The 20059-nt window shown below is 71.4% G+C and carries 21 protein-coding genes; 14 read left to right on the top strand and 7 right to left on the bottom strand.

The genetic code is table 11. From position 1 onward, the window contains the following. The first annotated feature begins 457 nt into the window (after positions 1–457). Together ACVCAG_RS24340 and ACVCAG_RS24335 are read left to right on the top strand one after the other, a co-directional pair. A complete protein-coding gene (locus tag ACVCAG_RS24340) occupies positions 458–1372 on the top strand; it encodes a sensor histidine kinase (RefSeq protein WP_447190332.1) in 915 nt (304 codons plus the stop codon). Further along, positions 1362–2729 (top strand): sensor histidine kinase, encoded by a 1368-nt coding sequence (locus ACVCAG_RS24335; RefSeq protein ID WP_447190331.1) that lies wholly within the window; start codon positions 1362–1364, stop codon positions 2727–2729. Before ACVCAG_RS24340 ends, ACVCAG_RS24335 begins: the two co-directional genes overlap by 11 nt. Before the next feature lie 75 nt (positions 2730–2804). Here ACVCAG_RS24335 and ACVCAG_RS24330 read toward each other — a convergent pair whose 3' ends face one another. Beyond that, on the bottom strand, positions 2805–3995 hold the full coding sequence (locus ACVCAG_RS24330) for an RtcB family protein (protein WP_440084933.1): 1191 nt from the start codon (positions 3993–3995) through the stop codon (positions 2805–2807). 312 nt (positions 3996–4307) lie between these two features. Between ACVCAG_RS24330 and moaA the strand changes: the two genes are divergently transcribed. The 3 genes from moaA to ACVCAG_RS24315 are packed head-to-tail and all read left to right on the top strand — an operon-like array spanning position 4308 to position 6316. Next, positions 4308–5297 (top strand): GTP 3',8-cyclase MoaA, encoded by a 990-nt coding sequence (gene moaA, locus ACVCAG_RS24325; RefSeq protein WP_440084932.1) that lies wholly within the window; start codon positions 4308–4310, stop codon positions 5295–5297. Positions 5298–5327: 30 nt separating this feature from the next. Then, a complete protein-coding gene (locus ACVCAG_RS24320) occupies positions 5328–6062 on the top strand; it encodes an NTP transferase domain-containing protein (protein WP_440084931.1) in 735 nt (244 codons plus the stop codon). Further along, on the top strand, positions 6059–6316 hold the full coding sequence (locus ACVCAG_RS24315; protein WP_440084930.1) for a DUF6457 domain-containing protein: 258 nt from the start codon (positions 6059–6061) through the stop codon (positions 6314–6316). Before ACVCAG_RS24320 ends, ACVCAG_RS24315 begins: the two co-directional genes overlap by 4 nt. A 196-nt stretch (positions 6317–6512) precedes the next feature. Here the strand turns inward: ACVCAG_RS24315 and ACVCAG_RS24310 are convergent, their stop codons facing one another. Next, positions 6513–6824: a DUF3099 domain-containing protein gene (locus ACVCAG_RS24310; RefSeq protein ID WP_440084929.1), complete on the bottom strand. Its 312-nt coding sequence runs from the start codon at positions 6822–6824 to the stop codon at positions 6513–6515. Between the two features lie 75 nt (positions 6825–6899). On the opposite strand from ACVCAG_RS24310, the gene ACVCAG_RS24305 reads away from it, so the two are divergent. Both ACVCAG_RS24305 and ACVCAG_RS24300 read left to right on the top strand, forming a co-directional pair. Further along, entirely contained in the window at positions 6900–7112 is a 213-nt protein-coding gene (locus ACVCAG_RS24305) for a dodecin (protein ID WP_440066106.1), read from the top strand. Positions 7113–7150: 38 nt separating this feature from the next. After that, positions 7151–8347, top strand: coding sequence for a carcinine hydrolase/isopenicillin-N N-acyltransferase family protein (locus tag ACVCAG_RS24300; protein ID WP_447190330.1), 1197 nt, complete (start codon positions 7151–7153; stop codon positions 8345–8347). A gap of 21 nt (positions 8348–8368) precedes the next feature. Here the strand turns inward: ACVCAG_RS24300 and ACVCAG_RS24295 are convergent, their stop codons facing one another. Both ACVCAG_RS24295 and ACVCAG_RS24290 read right to left on the bottom strand, forming a co-directional pair. Beyond that, positions 8369–9736, bottom strand: coding sequence for a metallopeptidase TldD-related protein (locus ACVCAG_RS24295; protein WP_440084927.1), 1368 nt, complete (start codon positions 9734–9736; stop codon positions 8369–8371). A gap of 62 nt (positions 9737–9798) precedes the next feature. Continuing rightward, positions 9799–11298 carry a TldD/PmbA family protein gene (locus ACVCAG_RS24290; RefSeq protein WP_447190329.1) on the bottom strand — a complete coding sequence of 500 codons (1500 nt, stop codon included), beginning with the start codon at positions 11296–11298 and terminating at the stop codon, positions 9799–9801. Between the two features lie 76 nt (positions 11299–11374). Between ACVCAG_RS24290 and ACVCAG_RS24285 the strand changes: the two genes are divergently transcribed. Continuing rightward, positions 11375–12079: a beta-ketoacyl-ACP reductase gene (locus tag ACVCAG_RS24285; protein WP_440084925.1), complete on the top strand. Its 705-nt coding sequence runs from the start codon at positions 11375–11377 to the stop codon at positions 12077–12079. 1 nt (position 12080) lies between these two features. After that, positions 12081–12845, top strand: a complete 765-nt coding sequence (fabI, locus tag ACVCAG_RS24280) for an enoyl-ACP reductase FabI (RefSeq protein ID WP_440084924.1) — start codon at positions 12081–12083, stop codon at positions 12843–12845. Between the two features lie 113 nt (positions 12846–12958). Here fabI and ACVCAG_RS24275 read toward each other — a convergent pair whose 3' ends face one another. Next, on the bottom strand, positions 12959–13936 hold the full coding sequence (locus tag ACVCAG_RS24275; RefSeq protein WP_440084923.1) for a hypothetical protein: 978 nt from the start codon (positions 13934–13936) through the stop codon (positions 12959–12961). Positions 13937–14189: 253 nt separating this feature from the next. After that, complete coding sequence (locus tag ACVCAG_RS24270) at positions 14190–15134, bottom strand: aldo/keto reductase (RefSeq protein ID WP_440066112.1); 945 nt, start codon at positions 15132–15134, stop codon at positions 14190–14192. A 65-nt stretch (positions 15135–15199) separates the two neighbouring features. On the opposite strand from ACVCAG_RS24270, the gene ACVCAG_RS24265 reads away from it, so the two are divergent. From ACVCAG_RS24265 to mshC, 5 genes are all read left to right on the top strand, one after another. Beyond that, entirely contained in the window at positions 15200–15901 is a 702-nt protein-coding gene (locus ACVCAG_RS24265) for a histidine phosphatase family protein (RefSeq protein WP_440084922.1), read from the top strand. A 9-nt stretch (positions 15902–15910) separates the two neighbouring features. After that, a complete protein-coding gene (locus tag ACVCAG_RS24260; protein ID WP_440084921.1) occupies positions 15911–16486 on the top strand; it encodes a DUF3090 domain-containing protein in 576 nt (191 codons plus the stop codon). Beyond that, on the top strand, positions 16483–17244 hold the full coding sequence (locus ACVCAG_RS24255; protein WP_440084920.1) for an SCO1664 family protein: 762 nt from the start codon (positions 16483–16485) through the stop codon (positions 17242–17244). Before ACVCAG_RS24260 ends, ACVCAG_RS24255 begins: the two co-directional genes overlap by 4 nt. A 191-nt stretch (positions 17245–17435) precedes the next feature. Further along, the gene (locus ACVCAG_RS24250; RefSeq protein WP_447190328.1) at positions 17436–18164 is read left to right on the top strand and encodes an NRDE family protein; all 729 of its coding nucleotides are present in this window, start codon (positions 17436–17438) and stop codon (positions 18162–18164) included. A gap of 91 nt (positions 18165–18255) precedes the next feature. Then, on the top strand, positions 18256–19479 hold the full coding sequence (gene mshC / locus ACVCAG_RS24245) for a cysteine--1-D-myo-inosityl 2-amino-2-deoxy-alpha-D-glucopyranoside ligase (protein ID WP_440084918.1): 1224 nt from the start codon (positions 18256–18258) through the stop codon (positions 19477–19479). A 192-nt stretch (positions 19480–19671) separates the two neighbouring features. Here the strand turns inward: mshC and ACVCAG_RS24240 are convergent, their stop codons facing one another. Continuing rightward, positions 19672–19875, bottom strand: a complete 204-nt coding sequence (locus ACVCAG_RS24240; RefSeq protein ID WP_344903117.1) for a cold-shock protein — start codon at positions 19873–19875, stop codon at positions 19672–19674. Between the last annotated feature and the right edge of the window lie 184 nt (positions 19876–20059).

Genomic DNA, 20059 nt, shown 5'->3' with positions numbered 1-20059 from the left:
GCGGGCCGTCCGATGCAGGCCGGGATCCGTCCGGGGACAGATCACCCTGCTGACCACCGCCGTGGCCCTCCTCACCCTCCTCACCCTCCTCGTCGCGGGGGCGGGGATGTACTCGATGGACCACGCGCGCGCCGCCCGGCGGCAGGAAGCCCCGCGGCGGGTCGTGCCCGCCGCCCCCGAGATGCACTCCGGAACGGCACCCGGCCGGTTGCGATCGCGTGACGCCGACCTCGGCCGGACCCGGACCGCGGCGCGGGGCCACCATCCGGCCGCCACCACGGGATCGCTCCCCGGCCGGGCGAGCCGGCGGTCTCCGTGCCACCGCGAGCGGTACACGCGGACCTGTGAGCCGCGGTTGTCGGCGTCCGGATCCAGCGGCTCGGCTGCCTCGCCGGTTCGCGCCGCGGGGCCGCGGGCCGCGGGTTTCCCGTCGTCGGGCTCCCGTCACCTGATCCTGGTGATCGAGGCTGTCGCGCTGATCTCCCTGGCCACGTACGCCATCTGGAAGGTGACCGGCCGGGTGTTGCGCCCTGTGGACGTGGTGCGCTCCGAACTGGCAGTGATCGGCTTCGGCGACCTGCACACGCGCATCTCCGAACCGGCCAACGTGCGAGAGGTGGCCCGTCTGTGCCGGACGATCAACAATGCGCTGCAGCGCCTGGACGAGGGCAAGGAAGAGCTCCAGGGGTTGGAACGCTCCCATCGGCGGTTCGCCTCGGACGTCTCCCACGAACTGCGTACTCCCATAGCCGGACTGCGCGCGCAACTGGAGGAGGCGCAACAGGATCTCGGCGGGGTGCGGCTGCCTGACCTGGTCGAAACGATGCTGGGCCAGGTGGAGCGGCTCCAGGCGATCACCGACGACCTGCTGTTCCTGGCCCGCATGGGGACCGGCGCGGCCGCCGAACAACAGCGGCTGGATCTCGCGGCACTCGTCCGGACCGAGGTTTCCCGACGGTCGGATCAGCGTCCGGTACAGCTCCACCTCGCGCCCGGCAGCATCGTCAGCGCGGTGCCCACCCGGCTCAGCCGGCTGCTCGCCAACCTGCTGGACAACGCCCAAAGGCACTGCACGCACCGGGTATGCGTCGATGTGCACGCCGTTCACGCCGTGGTCGAGCTCGCGGTCAGCGACGACGGGCCGGGAATCGCGCTCGACGACAGGGAGCGTGTGTTCCACCGTCTCACCCGGCTGGACGACGCCCGCCGGCTCGACCACAACGGCACCGGTCTCGGCCTCGCCATCGCCCGTGCCATCGCCCACGCGCATCACGGAACCCTGAACGTCGAGGAGAGCACCATCGGCGGTGCGTGCTTCGTCCTCCGGCTGCCCCGGGTCCCATTTGTGGACGGGGGGCGTCATGAGGCGTGAACGCCGCACGATCAGAGGCCGCCTGGCGCTGTTCACCGGAGTGGCGGTGGGTTTGCTGTGCATCGTGTTCTCCACCGTCCTGTTGTTCGTCATCAACAGGACGGCCACCGGCGAACTCACCAAGGAGGTGACCGCTGTGGGGGAGCTGACCGCCTACTACGTCGACCGTGGAAAACTCGTCGATCCACTTCCGCCCATCCCGCAGAACCTGATCCGCCCCATCCAGGTGGTCGACCCCCAAGGAAGGGTGGTCGCGGCGACCAGAGATCTGCGGAACCAACCGGCCATGGCGCATTTCACCCCGAAGTCCCCTCACCGGGTGGCCAGTGCCGTCATCTGCCACTCCGTCTTCGCGTCAGGCCGTTGCCACATCGTCGTCGCGCAGCAGGTGTTCCGCAACGGGGACTGGACCATTTACAGTGCCGCGCCGACGCCGCCGTTCGCCGTCTATCCGGGTGTGACGGCCCTGTTGGCCGCGGGGACGGTCATCTTCACGATCGCGATGGCCTGCGGGGCGCGGCACACCGTCACCCGCTCGCTGAAACCCGTGGACGCCATCCGGGCCCAGCTCGACCACATCCAGAGCACCGACCTCGGCCGCCGGGTCCCGGTCCCCATGGCCAAGGACGAGATCTACCGGCTGGCCCGCAGCGTCAACCAGGCACTTGACCGGCTGGAGGGCGTGCTGGAGCAGCAACGACGGTTCTGCTCCGACGCCTCCCACGAGCTGCGCAGCCCGATCACCGCCATCCGCGCCCAAATGGAGGTCTCCCTCATGGCGCCGCAGGACGTCGACCCGGCCGAGTTGTGCAACGCCGTGCTCCCGAGCGTGGAACGGCTCCATTCGATCGCCGCCGACCTGCTGACGCTCACCCGCCTGGACGCGGGCGTACCGTATGAGCGGCGAATCGTGGATCTTGCCGAGCTCGTCACCACGGAACTGAAGGGCCGCAAGACGAGCAGGAAGATCGTCCAGCACCTGGCGGCGGGCGTGACGGTCAGCGGTGACCGGTTGCGGCTGGGCCAGTTGATCGGCAATCTGGTCCAGAACGCCCAGCGACACGCCTCCTCCACGGTCACGATCACTGTACGACGCGTGGACGGTGACCCACGATTCCCGGAGAAAGCCGCGGAACTGGAGGTGCTCGACGACGGCGCAGGAGTCGCCGCCGACCAGCGAGAGACGGTATTCCAGCGGTTCACCCGGCTGGACACCGCCCGCAGCAGGGACGCGGGAGGCGTCGGACTCGGTCTCCCCATCGCCCGGCAGATCGCCGAGAGCCACGGCGGCACGCTCACCATCCAGGACAGCGCCCAGGGCGCGCGCTTCGTCGTCCGCCTCCCGTTGTCCCCGTGACGCTCGTCCAGAGCCGTCGACGGCTCTGGACGAGCGTGGACACCGAGGCGGCTTCGGGGCACGGGGGGCGCGGGCTCAGCCCTTGTAGTTGAACACCTGGCGCAGCGTGTGCTGGATCGCGACCAGGTCCTTCTGGTCCGCCATCACCTGGTCGATCGGCTTGTAGGCCTGCGGGTGCTCGTCCACCAGGGCGGCGGCGCGGTCCGCGTTCCAGGTGCGGCCGCGCATCGCCTCGGTGAGGGACGTGGCGGTGAGCTCCCGCTTCGCCCGGGTGCGCGACATCCTGCGGCCGGCTCCGTGGGAGCAGGAGTTGTACGACATCGGGTTGCCGAGCCCGCGCACGATGTACGAGCGCGTGCCCATCGAGCCCGGGATCACGCCCTCGTCGCCCGTGTCGGCCTTGATGGCTCCCTTGCGAGTGATCCACAGCTCCTTGCCGTCGTGCGTCTCCCGCTGGGTGAAGTTGTGGTGGCAGTTGATCGTCCGGAGCCGCCGCCCCTTGCCGACGACCCGGAACAGGGCGTTGCTCAGCACCTTGTCCATCCGGGCGCGCGAGGCCATGGCATAGGCCTGCGACCACAGCATGTCCTCGATGTAGGCGGTGAACTCCGGAGTGTTCTGCACCAGGTAGGCCAGGTCCGGGTCCTCCAGGCCGATCGCCTGCCTCTTCATCATCTTCTTGGCGTCGACGATGTGCTTGGTGGCGAGCAGGTTGCCGATGCCGCGCGAGCCCGAGTGCAGCACCGTCCAGACCCGGTCACGCTCGTCGAGGCAGACCTCGACGAAGTGGTTGCCGGATCCGAGGGTGCCGAACTGCAGCGACACCTTCTTCTCCTGGTGAGGGGTGAGGTCGGTGTGCGGGCGGCCGAGGTCGCTGAGCGCGCGATCCATGGACGGGTCGTCGTGGCCCTTGCCGACGCCGGCCGGAATCCGCCTCTCCACCAGCGGCATCAGGGCCTCCAGGGTGTCCGGGAGGTCGGCGGCGGTGAGCGTGGTCTCGGTCGCGACCATGCCGCAGCCGATGTCGACTCCGACGGCGGCCGGGATGATGGCCCCTTCGGTCGGGATCACCGATCCGACCGTCGCGCCGATGCCGATGTGCGCGTCGGGCATGAGAGCGACGTGTCCGGAGACGAACGGCAGGCGGGCGGCGCGCGCGGCCTGCATGATCGTACTCTCGTCGATCTCGCTGGCCCACGACACCAGGTTCGGTGCGGGCTGGTTCGGCATCATGATCTCCTTGGTTGCGAGATCCAGTTTGCCCACGTTCCACGTGAGATCCCACTCATTTTATCGGGCGCCGTAGGTCGTGACCGCCCGGCGTATCTCGCGGGTACGAGGACATCCGGCCGGTCGTGGCGACGCGGGCCGGCCTGGCCGAGGCCGTCGCCATCTGCGGCAACCGATCTGTGTCGAGGGGCGGGCCGATCGGGCCGGGGCATACGAGGCCATCTCATCAGGAATCAACCATCTCGTGGTGATGTTGAAACGTTAAGGGCCTGCTTTAGGGCCGGGCGGGGGGCTGGCCGTAGGCTGGTCCCCTGTCCCAACAGGTGATCGACTGGGAGGTGGCGTCCCGTGTTGCAGGACTCGTTCGGTCGCGTTGCGACTGATCTGCGGGTGTCCCTCACCGATCGCTGCAACCTGCGCTGCTCCTACTGCATGCCACCCGAGGGCCTCGAATGGTTGCCGAAGCCCGAGCTGCTGACCGCCGACGAGATCGTCCGGCTGGTCACCATCGGGGTGGAGCGGCTCGGCATCACCGAGGTCCGCTACACCGGCGGCGAGCCCCTGCTCCGCCGCGAGCTCATCGACATCGTGACCCGCACCACCGCGCTCGACCCCGTCCCGCAGGTCTCGCTGACCACCAACGGGATCGGGCTGAGCCGGATGGCGGACGCCCTGGCCGCCGCCGGTCTGCACCGGGTCAACGTCTCCCTCGACACCCTCGATCGCGAGACCTTCAAGAGGCTCGCCCACCGCGACCGCCTGGCCGACGTCCTGGCCGGGCTGGAGGCGGCCGACGCCGCCGGGCTGCGCCCGGTCAAGGTCAACACGGTGCTGATGCGCGGGATCAACGACCACGAGGCCGTGCCGCTGCTCCGCTACTGCCTGGAGCGGGGCTACGAGCTCCGGTTCATCGAGCAGATGCCACTGGACGCCCAGCACGGCTGGCGCCGGGAGAACATGATCACGGCTGACGAGATCCTCGCCATGCTCAAGGCCGACTTCGACCTGGTCGACGCCGACTCGGCGGAGCGCGGCAGCGCCCCGGCGGAGCTGTTCCTCGTCGAGGGCGGCCCGGCCAGGGTGGGGGTCATCGGCTCGGTCACCCGGCCGTTCTGCGGCGCGTGCGACCGGGTACGGCTCACCGCCGACGGTCAGATCCGCAACTGCCTGTTCGCCACCGACGAGTCCGACCTGAGGGCCGCGATGCGCGCGGGCGCCGGGGACGACGAGATCGCCGAGCGCTGGCGATCCGCGGTCCGGATCAAGAAGGCCGGTCACGGCATCGACGACCCGACCTTCCTGCAGCCGTCCCGCCCGATGTCCGCCATCGGCGGCTGACGTCCCCGCCCGGAGACCCGGAGGTGTCCGATGACCGCCCGCCACGACGCCTGCATCCTGGCTGGCGGTCTCGCGCGAAGGCTCGGCGGGCGGGACAAGCCCGGCCTGCACGTCTCCGGCCGCCCGCTGGTCGAGTCGGTGGCCGCCGCCGTGCCCGGCGCGGCACGGCTGATCGTCGTCGGGCCGCCCCGCCCCGGGCTGCCGCGCGCGATCTTCCGGCGTGAGGACCCGCCGGGAGGCGGCCCCGTCCCGGCGCTTCGGGCGGGCCTGGCCGAGGTGACCGCGCCGTGGGTGGCGCTGCTCGCCGCCGATCTCCCGTTCCTGACCGCCGAGCACGTGAACGCGCTGCTGGACGCCGCCGGGGCGGGGGACGGGCAGGACACGGCGCCGTACGCGGGAACGGGGCCCTCTCCGGGCGGGGCCGGGACGCGCGCCGGAGAGGCGGGCGGGCCCCGGGCAGGGGCGGTGCTCCTCGACGACGGCGGGCGCGAGCAGTGGCTCGCCGGAGTGTGGCACGCGCGGAGCCTGGCGCGGGCGCTCGCCCGCTACGAGGGGCGGTCGCTGCACGGGCTGCTCGCCCCGCTCGCCCCGGTCACGCTTCGTCTCACCGGGCAGCCGTGGTTCGATTGCGACACCATGGACGATCTACAACGGGCCCGGACGGTGGAGCCGGGCTCCGACGGCGGAGGCGTGGGTTCCGGCGAGGGCCGCGAGAGCGGTGACGGCGCGGGACGGGCGCGACCGCGGACAAGGAGCGAGATGTGAACGTGCTGACGGAGTGGACCGCGCTGGTCTGCCGGGAGCTGGGCATCGATCCCGCGGTGATGGACCGCGACGAGGTGCTGGACCTGACCAAGGAGGTCGCGCACGGGGTGGCCAGGCCGGCCGCGCCGCTGACGGCCTATCTGCTCGGCCTGGCACAGGGGGCGGGCACGGCGCCGCCGGACGCCGTGGAAAGGCTGACCACGCTGGCGCGCAACTGGGAACAGGCGACGACCGAGACGCTGGGCGACAAATAATGCCAAAAGCCGAGGCGCTTTAATGTAAAAGTCTGAGAAAAGGGCGACGCCGGGTGGTTACGGGGGCAAACCACCCGGCGTCGCTTCATCGGCGTTCCGACGGGGGCCCGGAACGCCGGCAACAGTGCCCCGACGGGGGACCAGGGCACTTGGCTAAAGCGTACACCTACTACCCTTGGGGTGCGTCAAGACTTAGTCACGACCCGATCTCGCGTCGGTGGCGTGGAATCTCGCTTTGTCCGGAATCTTCCATGTCAGGGACATGCGGAACCCCGCGCGGTGGCGCGTTGGCCCCGATCACGGCAACGTATGGCAAAAAGATCGCTCCGGCGAAGAGTAGCAGCCGCACGGGCATCGGAGCGGGCACCGTGAAGGCGAGGACCAGGCAGATCAGCCGGATCCCCATCTTGATGAAGTAGCTCTTCTCGCGCTTGCCGATGTCGGCGCTCAGGGAGGGCTGGGCATCCGTCACCTGATGAACCACCGGGCGCCTGCGCCATCCCTTCACGATTCCCAATCTAGGCCTCATATCGGCTGGGTGCGAACGGTCATGTAATCGTGGCTTTCCGGGAAGAAGCAGGGGATGACAGATCGAACGTATCGGGTGACCGAGATAGTCGGCACTTCGGGGGAGAGCGTCGAGGCCGCCGTCCGCAACGGGGTCCGCCGCGCCTCCCAGACCCTGCGCCATCTCGACTGGTTCGAGGTGACCGAGATCAGAGGGCACATCGAGGAGGGGGAGATCGGCCACTTCCAGGTCGGCATGAAGATCGGATTCCGCCTGGAGGACGACTGAGCCTGTACGACGGGTGTCCGGTGCCGCAGACTACGGGGATGAAGGAGACCCGGGGTCCGAGGGCGGGAAGGCCGCCCGGCGCGGCGGCGGGGGCGGTGGCACGGGCCGCGCTGGCCGCGGCGGTGATCCTCCCGGCCGGCTGCGCCACCCCCGCGGGCGGCGCGCCCCCGGTGCCCGCCACAGTGCCCGCCGCCACCGGGGCCGTTTCGCGAACCACGCCCACCACCGTTCCCACGGCCGCCGCGCCGCGGGCCACGCCCGCCACGCCCGCCACGCCCGCCACCACCGCCACCGACACCGCCGACGCCGGGTCGCGAGCCGGAACGCGGGAGGAACCGCTGCTGCGCCAGAGCGCCGCCGACGTCGCGCGGACGACAGGCAGTCTCCGCAAGATCGACGACCTGCCGCTGTACGAGATGACCTACCACGGGTCGTACGACCTCGAGGCGCCCCTGGGGGAGGAGGAACTGGCGGGGCGCGCCGACGGCTGGGCCTGCTCCCTGTTCGCCCTCGGCGGCGACCGGCCGCTGTTCGGCCGCAACTTCGACTGGGATCCCAACCCGGCGCTGATCGTGCACGCCGACCCGCCCGACGGCTACGCCTCGGTCTCCGTCGTCGACCTGTTCCACCTGATCGGAGGCTCCGCGCCGCCGGACCTGTCCGCCGCGCCCGACCGCCGCAGGATGGCCCACGCGGTGCTCGCCCCCTACGACGGGGTCAACGAGAAGGGCCTGGCGATCGGCATGGCCACGTCGCCCGAGGGCGGGCTGCCCGCCCGCTCTCCCGACCGCCCCGACATCACCAGCGTGCGCGTCATCCGGATGATGCTCGACAAGGCGGCGACCGTGGACGAGGCGTTGGCGATCATGCGCCGCTACGACGTCGACTTCACGATCGGGCCGCAGATCCACTACCTCATCGCCGACGCGGCGGGCGGGTCGGCCGTCGTGGAGTACGCCGGGGGCAGGCTCAACGTCATCGACGACCGCATGCTCACCAACTTCGGCATGACCGGCACGTCCGCCGCCCAGCGCCGGGCCGACCACCGCTACCGCACGCTCGCCGAGGGGCTGCCCGCCACCCGGGACTGGCGCGACGCGATGGGCCTGCTCCGGCGGGTCGCCCAGCCGCACACCCGCTGGTCGGTCGTCTACGACCTCACCGACGCCACCGCCCGCGTGGTGGCGGGCCAGCGCTGGGAGACGGTGCACACCATCCCGCTCGTCCAGCGCTGAACGGCCCGTATCGGCGAGGGCCTAGCTGGCCTGGCTCACCGTCGACATGTTGAAGTCGGGCACCCGGATCGGGGGCATGATCGCGCGGTTGAAGTAGTCGCTCCACTCGCGCGGCAGGGTCTGCTCGGAGGCGCCGATCTCGGTGAGGCGGCGCAACAGGTCCACCGGGCTCTCGTTGAAGCGGAAGTTGTTCACCTCGCCCACGACCTCGCCGTTCTCCACCAGGTAGACGCCGTCGCGGGTCAGCCCGGTCAGCAGCAGCGTCTGCGGGTCGACCTCGCGGATGTACCACAGGCAGGTGAGCAGCAGGCCGCGCTCGGTGGAGGCGATCATCTCCTCCAGCGACCGCCCGCCCTCGGGCCCCCGCATGATCAGGTTGTCGACGGCCGGGGTCACCGGCAGGCCGGTCAGCTCGGCCGAGTGCCGGGTCTGCAGCAGGTTGGCCAGCCTGCCGCCGGAGATCCAGTCGGTGGGCTCCAGCGGCAGCCCGTTGTCGAACACCGAGTTCTCCCGGCCGGAGGCGTGCGCCACCACGAACGGCGGGCACTCGACGCCCGGCGCCGAGGGGTCGCCGTACAGGCGGACCGGCAGCTCGGACAGGACGTCGCCGACGCGGGTGCCGCCACCGGGCCTGGAGAAGACCGTGCGCCCCTCCAGGGCGTCGCGCGCTCCGGCCGTCCAGTACAGGTACGTCATCAGGTCGGCCACGGCCGTCGGCGGCAGCAGCGTCTCGTACCGGCCCGCGGGCAGCTCGACGCGGTTCCTCGCCCACTCCAGGCGCCGGGCCAGCGAGGCGTCCAGGGCCGCCACGTCGACGTCGGAGAAGTCGCGGGTGGACACGCCGGTCCACGCCGAGCGCCTCATGTCGGGCGACTTGGCGTTCAGCTCCAGGCGGCCGGTGGGCTGGGTGTGCCGCAGCCGGGTGCCGGTCGAGGTGCCCACGAAGGTCGTCGTGACGATGTGCTCGGCGAACCCGTACAGCCTGCGCCCGCCGGCCTCGGCCGTGGCGAAGGTCTCGCCCAGGGCGGGGGCGAAGGCGCCGAACACCCCGATCGAGGTCGTCTCCGCGGGGGCGTCCCAGTCGTCCGAGCGGCTGCCCTCCAGCAGCGGCCGGGCGTCCTCGGACGGTCGCGCGTCCTCGGCGGCGTGGTCGGCGGCGGCCACGACGTCGTCGAGCTGGCCGGGGCGGACCGCCGCCCGCGACACCACGCCCACACCGCGGCCCACGATGGAGATCACGGTCAGCTGCGCGGAACGGGACACGCCGTTGGTGGTGAGGGTGTTGCCCGCGAAGCGCAGGTTGGCGCTCGAGGTCTCGTCCACGATCACGACGTTGTCGTCGGCCGTGGAGAGTTCGAGAACCCTCTCGATCATTTCCTGGGGGGTCATCCCGTTCCTCTCCCGCCGGACCTCCTGGCCGGCGCCTTCTCCCACCCGTTCGCCGTGCGTGCTCAACTGCCACTCTCCTGGACGGTGTTGAGGATGCGCACGCCGTGGAAGAGCGCCGACGGGCAGCCGTGGCTGACCGGCGCGACCTGGCCCGGCTGCCCCTTGCCGCAGTTGAACGCCCCGCCCAGCACGTACGTCTGCGGCCCGCCGACCGCCGCCATCGACCGCCAGAAGTCGGTCGTCGTGGCCTGGTAGGCGACGTCGCGCAGCTGCTCGGTGAGCCTGCCGTTCTCGATCAGATAGAACCGCTCACCGGTGAACTGGAAGTTGTACCTCTGCATGTCGATGGACCAGCTCTTGTCGCCGACCACGTAGATGCCCCGGTCGACGCCGGAGATCAGCTCCTCGGTGGTGGGGCCGTCGGGCGCCGGGCGCAGCGACACGTTGGCCATCCGCTGGATCGGGGTGTGGCCGGGGGAGTCGGCGAAGGCGCAGCCGTTGGAGGCGCCCAGGCCCTTCAGCAGCGCCATCCGCCGGTCGAGCTGGTAGCCGACCAGGACGCCGTCGGAGACGATGTCGAACTCCCTGGTCGCCACCCCCTCGTCGTCGTAGCCGATCGTGGACAGGCCGTGCTCGACGGTGCGGTCACCGGTCACGTTCATCGCCTGCGAGCCGTACACCAGCTTGCCCAGCTGGTCGAAGGTGGCGAAACTCGTCCCGGCGTACGCCGCCTCGTAGCCGAGGGCACGGTCGAGCTCGGTGGCGTGCCCGATCGACTCGTGGATCGTCAGCCACAGGTTCGACGGGTCGACCACCAGGTCGTACAGCCCCGCCTCGACGGAGGGGGCCCGGAGCTTCTCCTCCAGCAGCTCGGGGATGCGCGCCAGCTCCTTGGGGAAGTCCCAGCCGGTGCCGGTGAGGTATTCGTACCCCCGGCCGACGGGCGGGGCGAGCGTCCGCATCGAGTCGAAGCGGCCGTCCAGCACCCTCGTCGCGTTCAGCCGGGGATGGACGCGCACCCGCTGCTGCGTGGTGGTGGTCCCGGCCGTGTCGGCGTAGAACTTCTGCTCCTTGACCTGCATCAGCGACGCCTGGACGTGGTCCACCCCGGGATCCCTCAGCAGGTCGCCCGACCAGTCGGCGAGCAGCGCCGCCTTGTCGCGCATCGGCACCTCGAACGGGTCGACCTCGTAGGAGGAGATCCAGGTGACGTCGGAGTGCACCGCCTCGGGGGCCAGCTCGACGGGCTCGCGGTTGACCGCCGCGGAGACGACCGCCACCTCCACCGCCTGCTCGGCGACCCTGACGGCCGCCTCGGGGGTGAGCTCGATGCCCGCGGCGAAGCCCCAGGTGCCGTCCTTGACGACCCGTACGGCGTAACCGAGGGTGTCGGCGTCGATGGAACCTTCCAGCGCGGCGTCGGAGAGGCGCAGGGTCTCCCCGCGGATGCGCTCCAGCCGGAAGTCGGCGTGCTCGGCGCCCAGGTCCCGGGCGCGCTGCAGGGCCGCGTCCGCCAGCCGGCGCAGAGGCAGGGCGAGGAAGTCGGAGTCGATCTGGCGCATGTCAACGATCCTAGCCCTGTGATCTTGTCCCTCCCGGACAAGGTGGTTACCCCCCGGTAGCCGATACCGTCTGACCATGGCTCGATCTGTTCTCGTAACCGGCGGCAATCGCGGCATCGGCCTCGCGATCGCCCGCGAACTCGCTCAGGCAGGCGACGACGTCGCCGTCACCTACCGTTCCGGCCAGCCCCCAGAGGGCCTGTTCGGCGTGCGCTGCGACGTCACCAGCACGGCCGACGTGGACGCCGCCTTCGCGAAGGTCGAGGCCGAGTTCGGCCCGGTCGAGGTGCTCGTCGCCAACGCCGGCATCACCAGGGACACGCTGCTGCCGATGATGAAGGAGGAGACCTTCACCGACGTCATCGACGCCAACCTGACCGGCGCCTACCGGGTCGCCAAGCGCGCCACCCGCGGCATGCTGCGCCTCAAGCGCGGGCGCATCGTGCTGATCTCCTCGGTGGTCGCCATGCTCGGCTCGGCCGGGCAGAGCAACTACGCCGCCTCCAAGGCCGGGATGATCGGCTTCGCCCGGTCGGCCGCCAGGGAGCTGGGCTCGCGCAACATCACCGTCAACGTGGTCGCCCCCGGCTTCGTGGAGACCGACATGACGGCCGAGCTGGACGAGGTCTACCAGGAGCAGATCCGGAAGAGCATCCCGCTGGGCCGGTACGCCGCCCCGGAGGAGATCGCGCGCGTGGTCAGGTTCCTGGCCGGCGAGGACGCCGCCTACATCACGGGGGCCGTCATCCCCGTCGACGGCGGCCTGGGAATGGGGCACTGACATGGGAATTCTCGAAGGCAAGCGGCTCCTCGTCACCGGGGTGCTCACCGACGCCTCCATCGCCTTCTCGGTGGCCAAGCTGGCCCAGGAGGAGGGCGCGCAGATCGTGCTCACCGGATTCGGCCGGCTCAGCCTGGTCGAGCGCATCGCCAAGCGCCTGCCGGAGCCGCCCCCCGTGCTGGAGCTCGACGTCACCAACACCGAGCACCTCGACTCCCTGGCCGACCGGGTCGGCGAGCACCTCGGCGGCCTGGACGGGGTGGTGCACGCCATCGGCTTCGCGCCGCAGACCGCCCTGGGCGGCAACTTCCTGAACACCTCCTGGGAGGACGTGGCGACCGCCGTCCAGGTCTCCACGTACTCGTTCAAGTCGCTCGCGGTGGCCGCGCTCCCGCTCATGAAGGAGGGCGGCGCGATCGTCGGCCTCGACTTCGACGCCACGAAGGCCTGGCCGGTGTACGACTGGATGGGCGTGGCCAAGGCCGGCCTGGAGTCCTGCTCCCGCTACCTGGCCCGCGATCTCGGCAAGCAGGGCATCCGGGTCAACCTCGTCGCCGCGGGCCCGATCAGGACCATGGCCGCCAGGAGCATCCCCGGCTTCGTCGAGTTCGAGGAGAGCTGGCCCGCCAAGGCCCCGATCGGCTGGGACATCAACGACCCGATCCCGGCGGCCAAGGCGTGTGTCGCCCTGCTGTCCGACTGGTTCCCCGCCACGACCGGCGAGATCGTCCACGTCGACGGCGGCGTCCACGCCATCGGAGCCTGAGCCGTTCCCGGCCCGGCGGGCGGTGATCGGCCGGGCCGGTGTCGTGCCGAGGCGGCGAGGCCGCGGCGGCCGTGAAGAGGCCGGACCGGGGACCGCGGGCCGGGGCGGTGCGGTCAGGCCACCCGGTGGTGTCCCGGCGGAGCCGGCTCGAACGGTATCGACTCTCTGACCCTCCGCCTGCTGTACAGCAGGCGGACCGCGAGGATGGCCGAGACGAGCACCGTCGTGGTGAGCACGGTGCTCGCCGTGTCGGACGACCGGCTGGGGGTCACCGGGTGCCCGTCCGGCATCTGCCGCTGGAGCTTCTCCATCAGCGGGGCGGGCCACAGCAACTCCACCCGGGGCGCCTCGGCGTCGACCACGGGCGACGGCCTGGGGGCCGCCGGCTCGCCCACCTCGGTCGTGAGCGTCCTGGTGTCCGGGAGCGGCGTCCGGGGGAACGGCGGCCGGTCGGTCGGCACCGGAACCGGACTCTTTCTGGCCGGGGCGGCGTCCTGGTCCCGCGAGGGGCTCGCCGAGGGGGTCGCCGACGGGCTGGGGCTCGGGGACGCCCTGGCCCAGGGCGTCTCGGAGGTCCCGGGCTCCTGTGACTCCTCGAGGAGGGGGGCCACCGGCGAGTCGGCGCACTTGGCGGAGGCCGCGGCCCCGCAGGCGTCGGCGGGGGCCTGGGTCCGGGGCGCCTGCGTGCCACCGGAGGACCTCTCCTCCTCCTTCACGGTGGACGGCCGCCTGCCCGACGAGGTCCTGGTGGGCGAGGGGGCCGGTGCCGGGCTCTCCGTCTCGGCGGGCGTCTCGGCGTTGTTCTCCCTGCCGTTCTCGGGGTTGTTCTCGGCGTTGCCGCGGGTGGCGTCACCGCCGGAGGGCGCCGATGAGGGGGCGGGCGGGGAGATGCCCTCCGTGAGGCCGTCCACGACGCCGTCCACGGCCTGGCAGACCCGGCCCGTCACCGTGCCCAGCAGCCCTTCGTGATCGCAGTCGTCCAGCCACGCGACGGCACTCGCCCGGGCGGCGCTCACGGGCACGACGGCGACCGCCGGGATCCCACCCCCCAGCGCCAGCGCCAGAACGCCTGCCGCCATCGCAGTTCGCACTCGTCTCCTTCGCCCCGGCCGGACGCCGGCCATGAATCTCGCCGACGTCCAGGTGTCCCCCTGCCACCTGTTTGACAGTTTTGTAGGGAGGCCCGTTTTTTCCACGGAAAGTCGTCATTCGGTATCGACTAGTGATACGCGAGACGAATTCTCGTTCGGTTTCTCGTTCGTTCTCCTGTGACACCGTCCCTTTTCCCGGGAGGCCGTCCTTCCCGGGAGGCCGTCCGCACCGGAGCCTCTCCGGTGCCGCGCCTCAGTCCGCGGACACGTCGTCGAGCGCCTCCCTGATCTCCACGGGCAGCGCCAGGTCCTCGGCCTGGAGCACCCCGGACAGCTGCGCGTGGGTGCGGGCGCCGACGATGGCGGAGGCCACCCCCGGCTGGTCGCGTACCCATGACAGGGCCACCGACAGCGGTGAGACGCCCAGCCCCTCGGCGGCGGTCGTCACCGACTCCACGACCCGGCGGCACCGCTCGTCGAGGTAGGGGGTGACGAAGTCGGCGAAGTGCGGGGTCGCGGCCCGGGAGTCCGCGGGGATGCCCGTCCGGTACTTCCCGGTGAGGACCCCGCGCCCGAGCGGCGACCAGGCGAGCACTCCCGCGCCGACGTGCTCGGCGGCCGGGATCAACTCGCGCTCGGCCTCCCTGGCCAGGAGCGAGTACTCGACCTGGGCCGCGACGATCGGCACCCTGCCGGGGACCGCCCGCTGCCCCACGGCCGCGGTCGCCAGCTGCCAGCCCGCGTAGTCGCACACCCCGGCGTACGCGGCCCGCCCCGAGGACACGATGGCGTCCACGGCGGCCAGGGTCTCCTCCAGCGGGACGTCGGGGTCGAAGGCGTGCAACTGCCACAGGTCGACCTCGTTGACGCCCAGGCGGGTCAGGGAGGCGTCGATCGCGGCGACCAGGTGTTTCCTGGAGGCGTCGCGGGGCCTGCGCCCGGCAGGGGTGAGCACGGCCTTGGTGGACAGCACCAGCTCCGAACGCGGTACGGAGTCGCGCAGCAGCCGCCCGAGCAGCCGTTCGGCGTCGCCGCCGGTGTAGACGTCGGCGGTGTCGATGAGCGTGCCGCCGGCCTCGGCGAACGTGCGGAGCTGCGCCGCGGCCTCCTCGGCGCCGGTGTCACGTCCCCATGTCATCGTCCCCAGTCCCAGGCGGGACACCGACAAGCCGCTCCGGCCCACATAGCGCTGCTCCATGATCCGGCCAGGTTACCGCCCGGCCACTTAAAAGTAGTGGAGTGAAGGCTGCAAGACTTGCCCGCGTGACGACCTTGTTGCTGGCCAGACACGGCCTTACCCACCTCACCGGTCCGGTCCTCGCCGGCTGGACCCCGGATGTGCACCTCAGTGACGCGGGACGGGCCCAGGCGGAGGCGCTCGCCGCGCGGCTGACCACCCTGGAGCTCGACGCGATCGTCTCCAGCCCGCTGGAACGCTGCCAGGAGACCGCGCAGGCGGTCGCCGCTGGGCGGCGGGAGGCGGAGGTGCTGACCGACGAGCGCTTCGGCGAGTGCCGCTACGGCGACTGGACGGGCCGCCCGATCGCCGAGCTCGCCAAGGACCCTCTCTGGCCGGTCGTGCAGGCCCACCCGAGCGCGGTGACGTTCCCCGGGGGAGAATCCCTGTCCGCCGTGCAGCACCGCGCCGTGACGGCCGTCAGGGAGTGGAACGAGCGCCTGGGCCCGAAGGCGGTCTATCTCGTCTGCAGCCACGGAGATGTGATCAAGGCCATCGTGGCCGACGCCATGGGACTCCACCTGGACCAGTTCCAGCGGATAACGGCTGATCCGGCGTCGCTCACCGCCATTCGCTACACCCCCTTGCGTCCCTTCGTGCTCAGGCTCAACGACCTGGGCGGAGATGTGGCCGGATTGCGCCTCGGGGAGGGTTCGGAGGGCGAGGACGGGGGAGAAAATCCCACCGGGAGCGATGCCGCAGTCGGCGGCGGATCCGGAACCACGTAAGGTCGGGCTATGCCGGTCTTCGACTACGATCCACCCGAGAGGTTCGTGGCCGGTGCCGTGGGGCAACCGGGATCACGAACCTTCTTCCTGCAGGCGCGGGGCCAGGGCAGGCTGACCACCGTGGCCCTGGAGAAGTTCCAGGTCGCGGCGCTGGCCGACCGCCTCGACGAGCTGCTCGACGAGGTGTTGCGACGCGGTGAGGGCAACGTTCCCGTGCCCGCCGTCGCCCCGGCCGCGCTGGCGGACAACGCCCCCCTCGACATGCCGATCAGCGAGGACTTCCGCGTCGGCGTCATGGCCCTGGCCTGGGACCCCGAGGCCGCGCAGGTGGTCATCGAGGCCAAGGAGGCCGTCGCCGAGGACGAGGAGTTCGAGCCGTCCCCGCTCGTCGAGCCCACGGTGCTGCGGGTGCACATCAGTGCCGGCGCCGCGAGGGCCTTCACCAAGCGGGCCATGGCGCTCGTCGCGGCCGGCCGCCCGCCCTGCCCGCTCTGCGCCCAGCCTCTCGATCCCGAGGGGCATATTTGTGTGCGGCTCAACGGTTACCGGGGTAATAGCGCTTCATCTGCTGGAGGAGGCGAATGAGTGCTGAGAGCGAGCCGACGCTGAGTGCGGCGCCGGCCGCGGGGCTGGACGACGAGACCGCGACGCGTCTGCTCCGTGACGGCCAACTGGACGTGGCGGGCCGCCTGGTCGAGGCGACCAACATGACGCTCTACTGCTCGGTCCGGCTCGGCGGGCTCGCGGCGGCCTGCGTGTACAAGCCGGTACGGGGCGAACGCCCCCTCTGGGACTTCCCCGACGGCACCCTGGCGGCCCGCGAGGTCGCCGCCTACGAGGTCTCCGCGGCGACCGGCTGGCGGATCGTGCCGCCCACCGTCTACCGCGACGGCCCCTTCGGCCCGGGAATGTGCCAGCTGTGGATCGACACCGACCCCGAGACCGACCTGATGGTGCTGATCCGCAGCCGCCAGCCCTCGCTGCGGCGGATGGCCGTCTTCGACGCCATCGTCAACAACGCCGACCGCAAGGGCGGTCATCTGCTGCCGCTCGCCGACGGCCACGTCTACGGCGTCGACCACGGGGTCTCCTTCTCGGCCGAGGACAAGCTCCGCACCGTGCTGTGGCAGTGGCGCGGCAAGCCACTGTCCCGCGAGGCCATGAACGTCCTGACCCGCCTCGAGACCGACCTGGAGCAGGGCCGCCTCGGCCGCCGCCTCCGCGAGCTCCTCACCCTCCACGAGGTCGAGGCCACCTGGTCGCGGGTCCGCAGGCTGCTCGACACCGGCCTGCACCCCCTTCCCTCCAAGGACTGGCCCGCCATCCCCTGGCCGCCGATCTGAGGCCCTCGCGCGGTGGTCTCCCGCCCCGGGCGCCGGGCGTCCCGCGGGGAGCGGGACCGGCGAGCCGGGGGCGTCCTCGCCGTGGCTTCCGTGGCTTCCGTGACTTCGGCTGACCTCGTTCGACCTCGGTCTTCCTCCCGATGGAGGGCCCCGGTCCGCGCACGCCCCTCGCGGGGGCGTAGCCTCCGGGCATGTGCACGGTTGTCGTCAGCATCGATCCGAGCGCCGAGATCCCCCTGATCGTGGTCGGGGTGCGCGACGAGTTCACCGACCGCCCCTGGGTTCCCCCGGCCCGGCACTGGCCGGAGAGCCGGCCCGGCCTGATCGGCGGGCGTGACCTCCGGGGAGGCGGCACCTGGCTGGCCGTCGACCCCGAGGCCAGGCGGGTCGGAGCCCTCCTCAACGGCCTCGGCGTGCTCGCCCCCGAGGAGGCCCGCCGCTCGCGGGGCGGCCTGCCGCTCCTGGCGGCGGCCGGAGGCGGGCCCGTGGAGGGCGACCTCGGGCACTACGACCCCTTCCACCTGCTGCGGGCCGATCCCGCCGGGGCCCGCCTGTGGCACTGGGACGGGATCACCCTGGAGCGGGACGACCTTCCCCCGGGAACCCACATGATCGTCAACAGCGGCTGGGAGCGCGGTGCGGAGAACGAGCGGGTGGCGTTCTTCCGCCCCCTGTTCGCCAAGGCGGGCCGCCCCTCGGAGCTGGAGGGCCCCTGGGAGGAGTGGCGGGAGCTCGCCACCGGGGCGGGGATTCCCTCCGAGGACCCCCGCACGATGATCGTCCGTCACGAGCTGCCCGACGGGCGGACCTTCGGCTCCGGCTCCGTCACCCTGCTGGCCCTGGCGCCCGGCGGCGTCCGCTACGACTTCACCGCCGACCCTCGCGATCCGGGCGCCTTCCGCGAGGTCCGCCCGGAATGATCCGGCCGGCCACCGGAGTTGAGGTGAGTGCCCGTACATCCACCACCCCGAGCCGATCGGGGTGGTCTAACCGCTGGATAGGCTTCATTTTATGAGATCGTGGTCTGAGCCGAAGGTTCCTCGGCTTCCCGGTGCCGGTGTCCCGCTGCGGCTGTTCGACACCGCCGCGCGAGAGGTCGGCCCCACCAGGCCGGGCCGCACGGCGCGGATGTACGTCTGCGGCATCACACCCTACGACGCCACCCATCTGGGCCACGCCAACACCTATCTCGCCTTCGACCTGGTCAACCGGGCCTGGCGCGACGCCGGTCACGAGGTGCACTTCACCCAGAACGCCACGGACGTCGACGACCCCCTGCTGGAACGTGCCGGGCAGACCGGCGTCGACTGGCGCGACCTGGCCGAGCGTGAGATCGAGCTGTTCCGGACCGACATGGAGGCGCTGCGCATCCTGCCGCCGCGCGACTACGTCGCCGTGACCGAGGCGATCGACCAGGTCGCCGACCTGATCGTGTCGCTGCGCGACAAGGGCGCCACCTACGTCCTCGACGGCGACGTCTACTTCGACGTGGCCGCGGCCCCCAAGTTCGGGGCCGTCTCCGGTTACTCGGAGGAGCGCATGCTCGCCCTGTTCGGCGAGCGCGGGGGAGATCCGGACCGGCCGGGCAAGAAGCACCCGCTCGACTGGCTGCTCTGGCGCGCGGAGCGCCCGGGGGAGCCGTCCTGGCCCTCGCCGTTCGGCCAGGGCCGGCCCGGCTGGCACATCGAGTGCACCGCGATCGCCCTGGCGAGCCTGTCCAGCGGTTTCGACGTCGCCGGCGGGGGCTCTGACCTGATCTTCCCCCACCACGAGTGCGGCGCCCACGAGGGCCACGTGGCGTGCGGGGAGTGGCCCTTCGCGAAGGCCTACGTGCACGCGGGCATGGTCGCCCTGGACGGCGAGAAGATGTCCAAGTCGAAGGGCAACCTGGTCTTCGTCTCCCGCCTGCGCAAGGAGACCGACCCGATGGCCATCCGGCTCGCCCTGCTGGCGCACCACTACCGCTCCGACTGGGAGTGGACCTCCGGGCAGCTGGGCTCGGCGGAGGTACGGCTGGCGCGCTGGCGTTCGGCGGCGGGGCTGCAGACCGGCCCCGACGCCGGTGTCGTGCTCGAAAGGGTGCGCGCCCGGATGGCCGACGACCTGGACGCCCCGGGCGCCCTCGCGGTCGTCGACGACTGGGCCGAGCGAGCCCTGTCCGAGGGGGGCAGCGACCCGGACGCGCCGGTCCTCGTCAGGGAGACCGTGGACGCGCTGCTCGGGGTCGCGCTCTAGGGTCCCGGGTTCCGGGCGGTGCCGCCCCCGGGGGCGCGGCGGCGCCCGGAACCCGGGGGCACGGCGGCGTTCCCGGGGGCACGGCGGCGTTCCCGGGGGCACGGCGGCGCGGGAAACGGCCCTGAGAGACGACTGAGCCCGCACCGCTTGCGCGGTGCGGGCTCAGCCTGAAGCCTTTGAGGTCAAACCAGGTCAGATGACCTGAACCTGGTCGGCCTGCGGGCCCTTCTGGCCCTGCGTGGTGACGAAGCTGACACGCTGGTTCTCCTCCAGGCTGCGGTAGCCGCCGGAGTTGATAGCCGAGTAGTGCACGAAGACATCGGCGGTGCCGTCATCCGGTGCGATGAATCCGAAGCCCTTTTCGGCGTTGAACCACTTAACGGTGCCCTCAGACAAAACTACTTCTCCTCATTGGGAGCCTCACCGAACCACCAGGTCGGCGGCACGGGGCTGCGTTGCGGACCCTACCATGCACCCGCGGAAACCATCCGGAGAAACTGTGTAACGTCCGCTGTCGGCGGACTTCTCATAAGCACTTGAGATGATAAGGCTAAGCTGAGAACTACGACTGCAACCAGAC

The organism is Streptosporangium sp. G12 (assembly GCF_052983175.1).
This window is presented reverse-complemented; position numbering and strand designations above follow the sequence as displayed.

Bases quoted from the DNA above. Each gene is read 5' to 3' on its own strand.
- ACVCAG_RS24335 (WP_447190331.1), top strand. From the start codon at position 1,362: ATGAGGCGTGAACGCCGCACGATCAGAGGCCGCCTGGCGCTGTTCACC.
- ACVCAG_RS24320 (WP_440084931.1), top strand. From the start codon at position 5,328: ATGACCGCCCGCCACGACGCCTGCATCCTGGCTGGCGGTCTCGCGCGA.
- ACVCAG_RS24305 (WP_440066106.1), top strand. From the start codon at position 6,900: ATGACAGATCGAACGTATCGGGTGACCGAGATAGTCGGCACTTCGGGG.
- ACVCAG_RS24300 (WP_447190330.1), top strand. From the start codon at position 7,151: ATGAAGGAGACCCGGGGTCCGAGGGCGGGAAGGCCGCCCGGCGCGGCG.
- ACVCAG_RS24295 (WP_440084927.1), bottom strand. From the start codon at position 9,736: ATGACCCCCCAGGAAATGATCGAGAGGGTTCTCGAACTCTCCACGGCC.
- ACVCAG_RS24290 (WP_447190329.1), bottom strand. From the start codon at position 11,298: ATGCGCCAGATCGACTCCGACTTCCTCGCCCTGCCTCTGCGCCGGCTG.
- ACVCAG_RS24285 (WP_440084925.1), top strand. From the start codon at position 11,375: ATGGCTCGATCTGTTCTCGTAACCGGCGGCAATCGCGGCATCGGCCTC.
- fabI (WP_440084924.1), top strand. From the start codon at position 12,081: ATGGGAATTCTCGAAGGCAAGCGGCTCCTCGTCACCGGGGTGCTCACC.
- ACVCAG_RS24270 (WP_440066112.1), bottom strand. From the start codon at position 15,134: ATGGAGCAGCGCTATGTGGGCCGGAGCGGCTTGTCGGTGTCCCGCCTG.
- ACVCAG_RS24260 (WP_440084921.1), top strand. From the start codon at position 15,911: ATGCCGGTCTTCGACTACGATCCACCCGAGAGGTTCGTGGCCGGTGCC.
- ACVCAG_RS24255 (WP_440084920.1), top strand. From the start codon at position 16,483: ATGAGTGCTGAGAGCGAGCCGACGCTGAGTGCGGCGCCGGCCGCGGGG.
- ACVCAG_RS24250 (WP_447190328.1), top strand. From the start codon at position 17,436: ATGTGCACGGTTGTCGTCAGCATCGATCCGAGCGCCGAGATCCCCCTG.
- mshC (WP_440084918.1), top strand. From the start codon at position 18,256: ATGAGATCGTGGTCTGAGCCGAAGGTTCCTCGGCTTCCCGGTGCCGGT.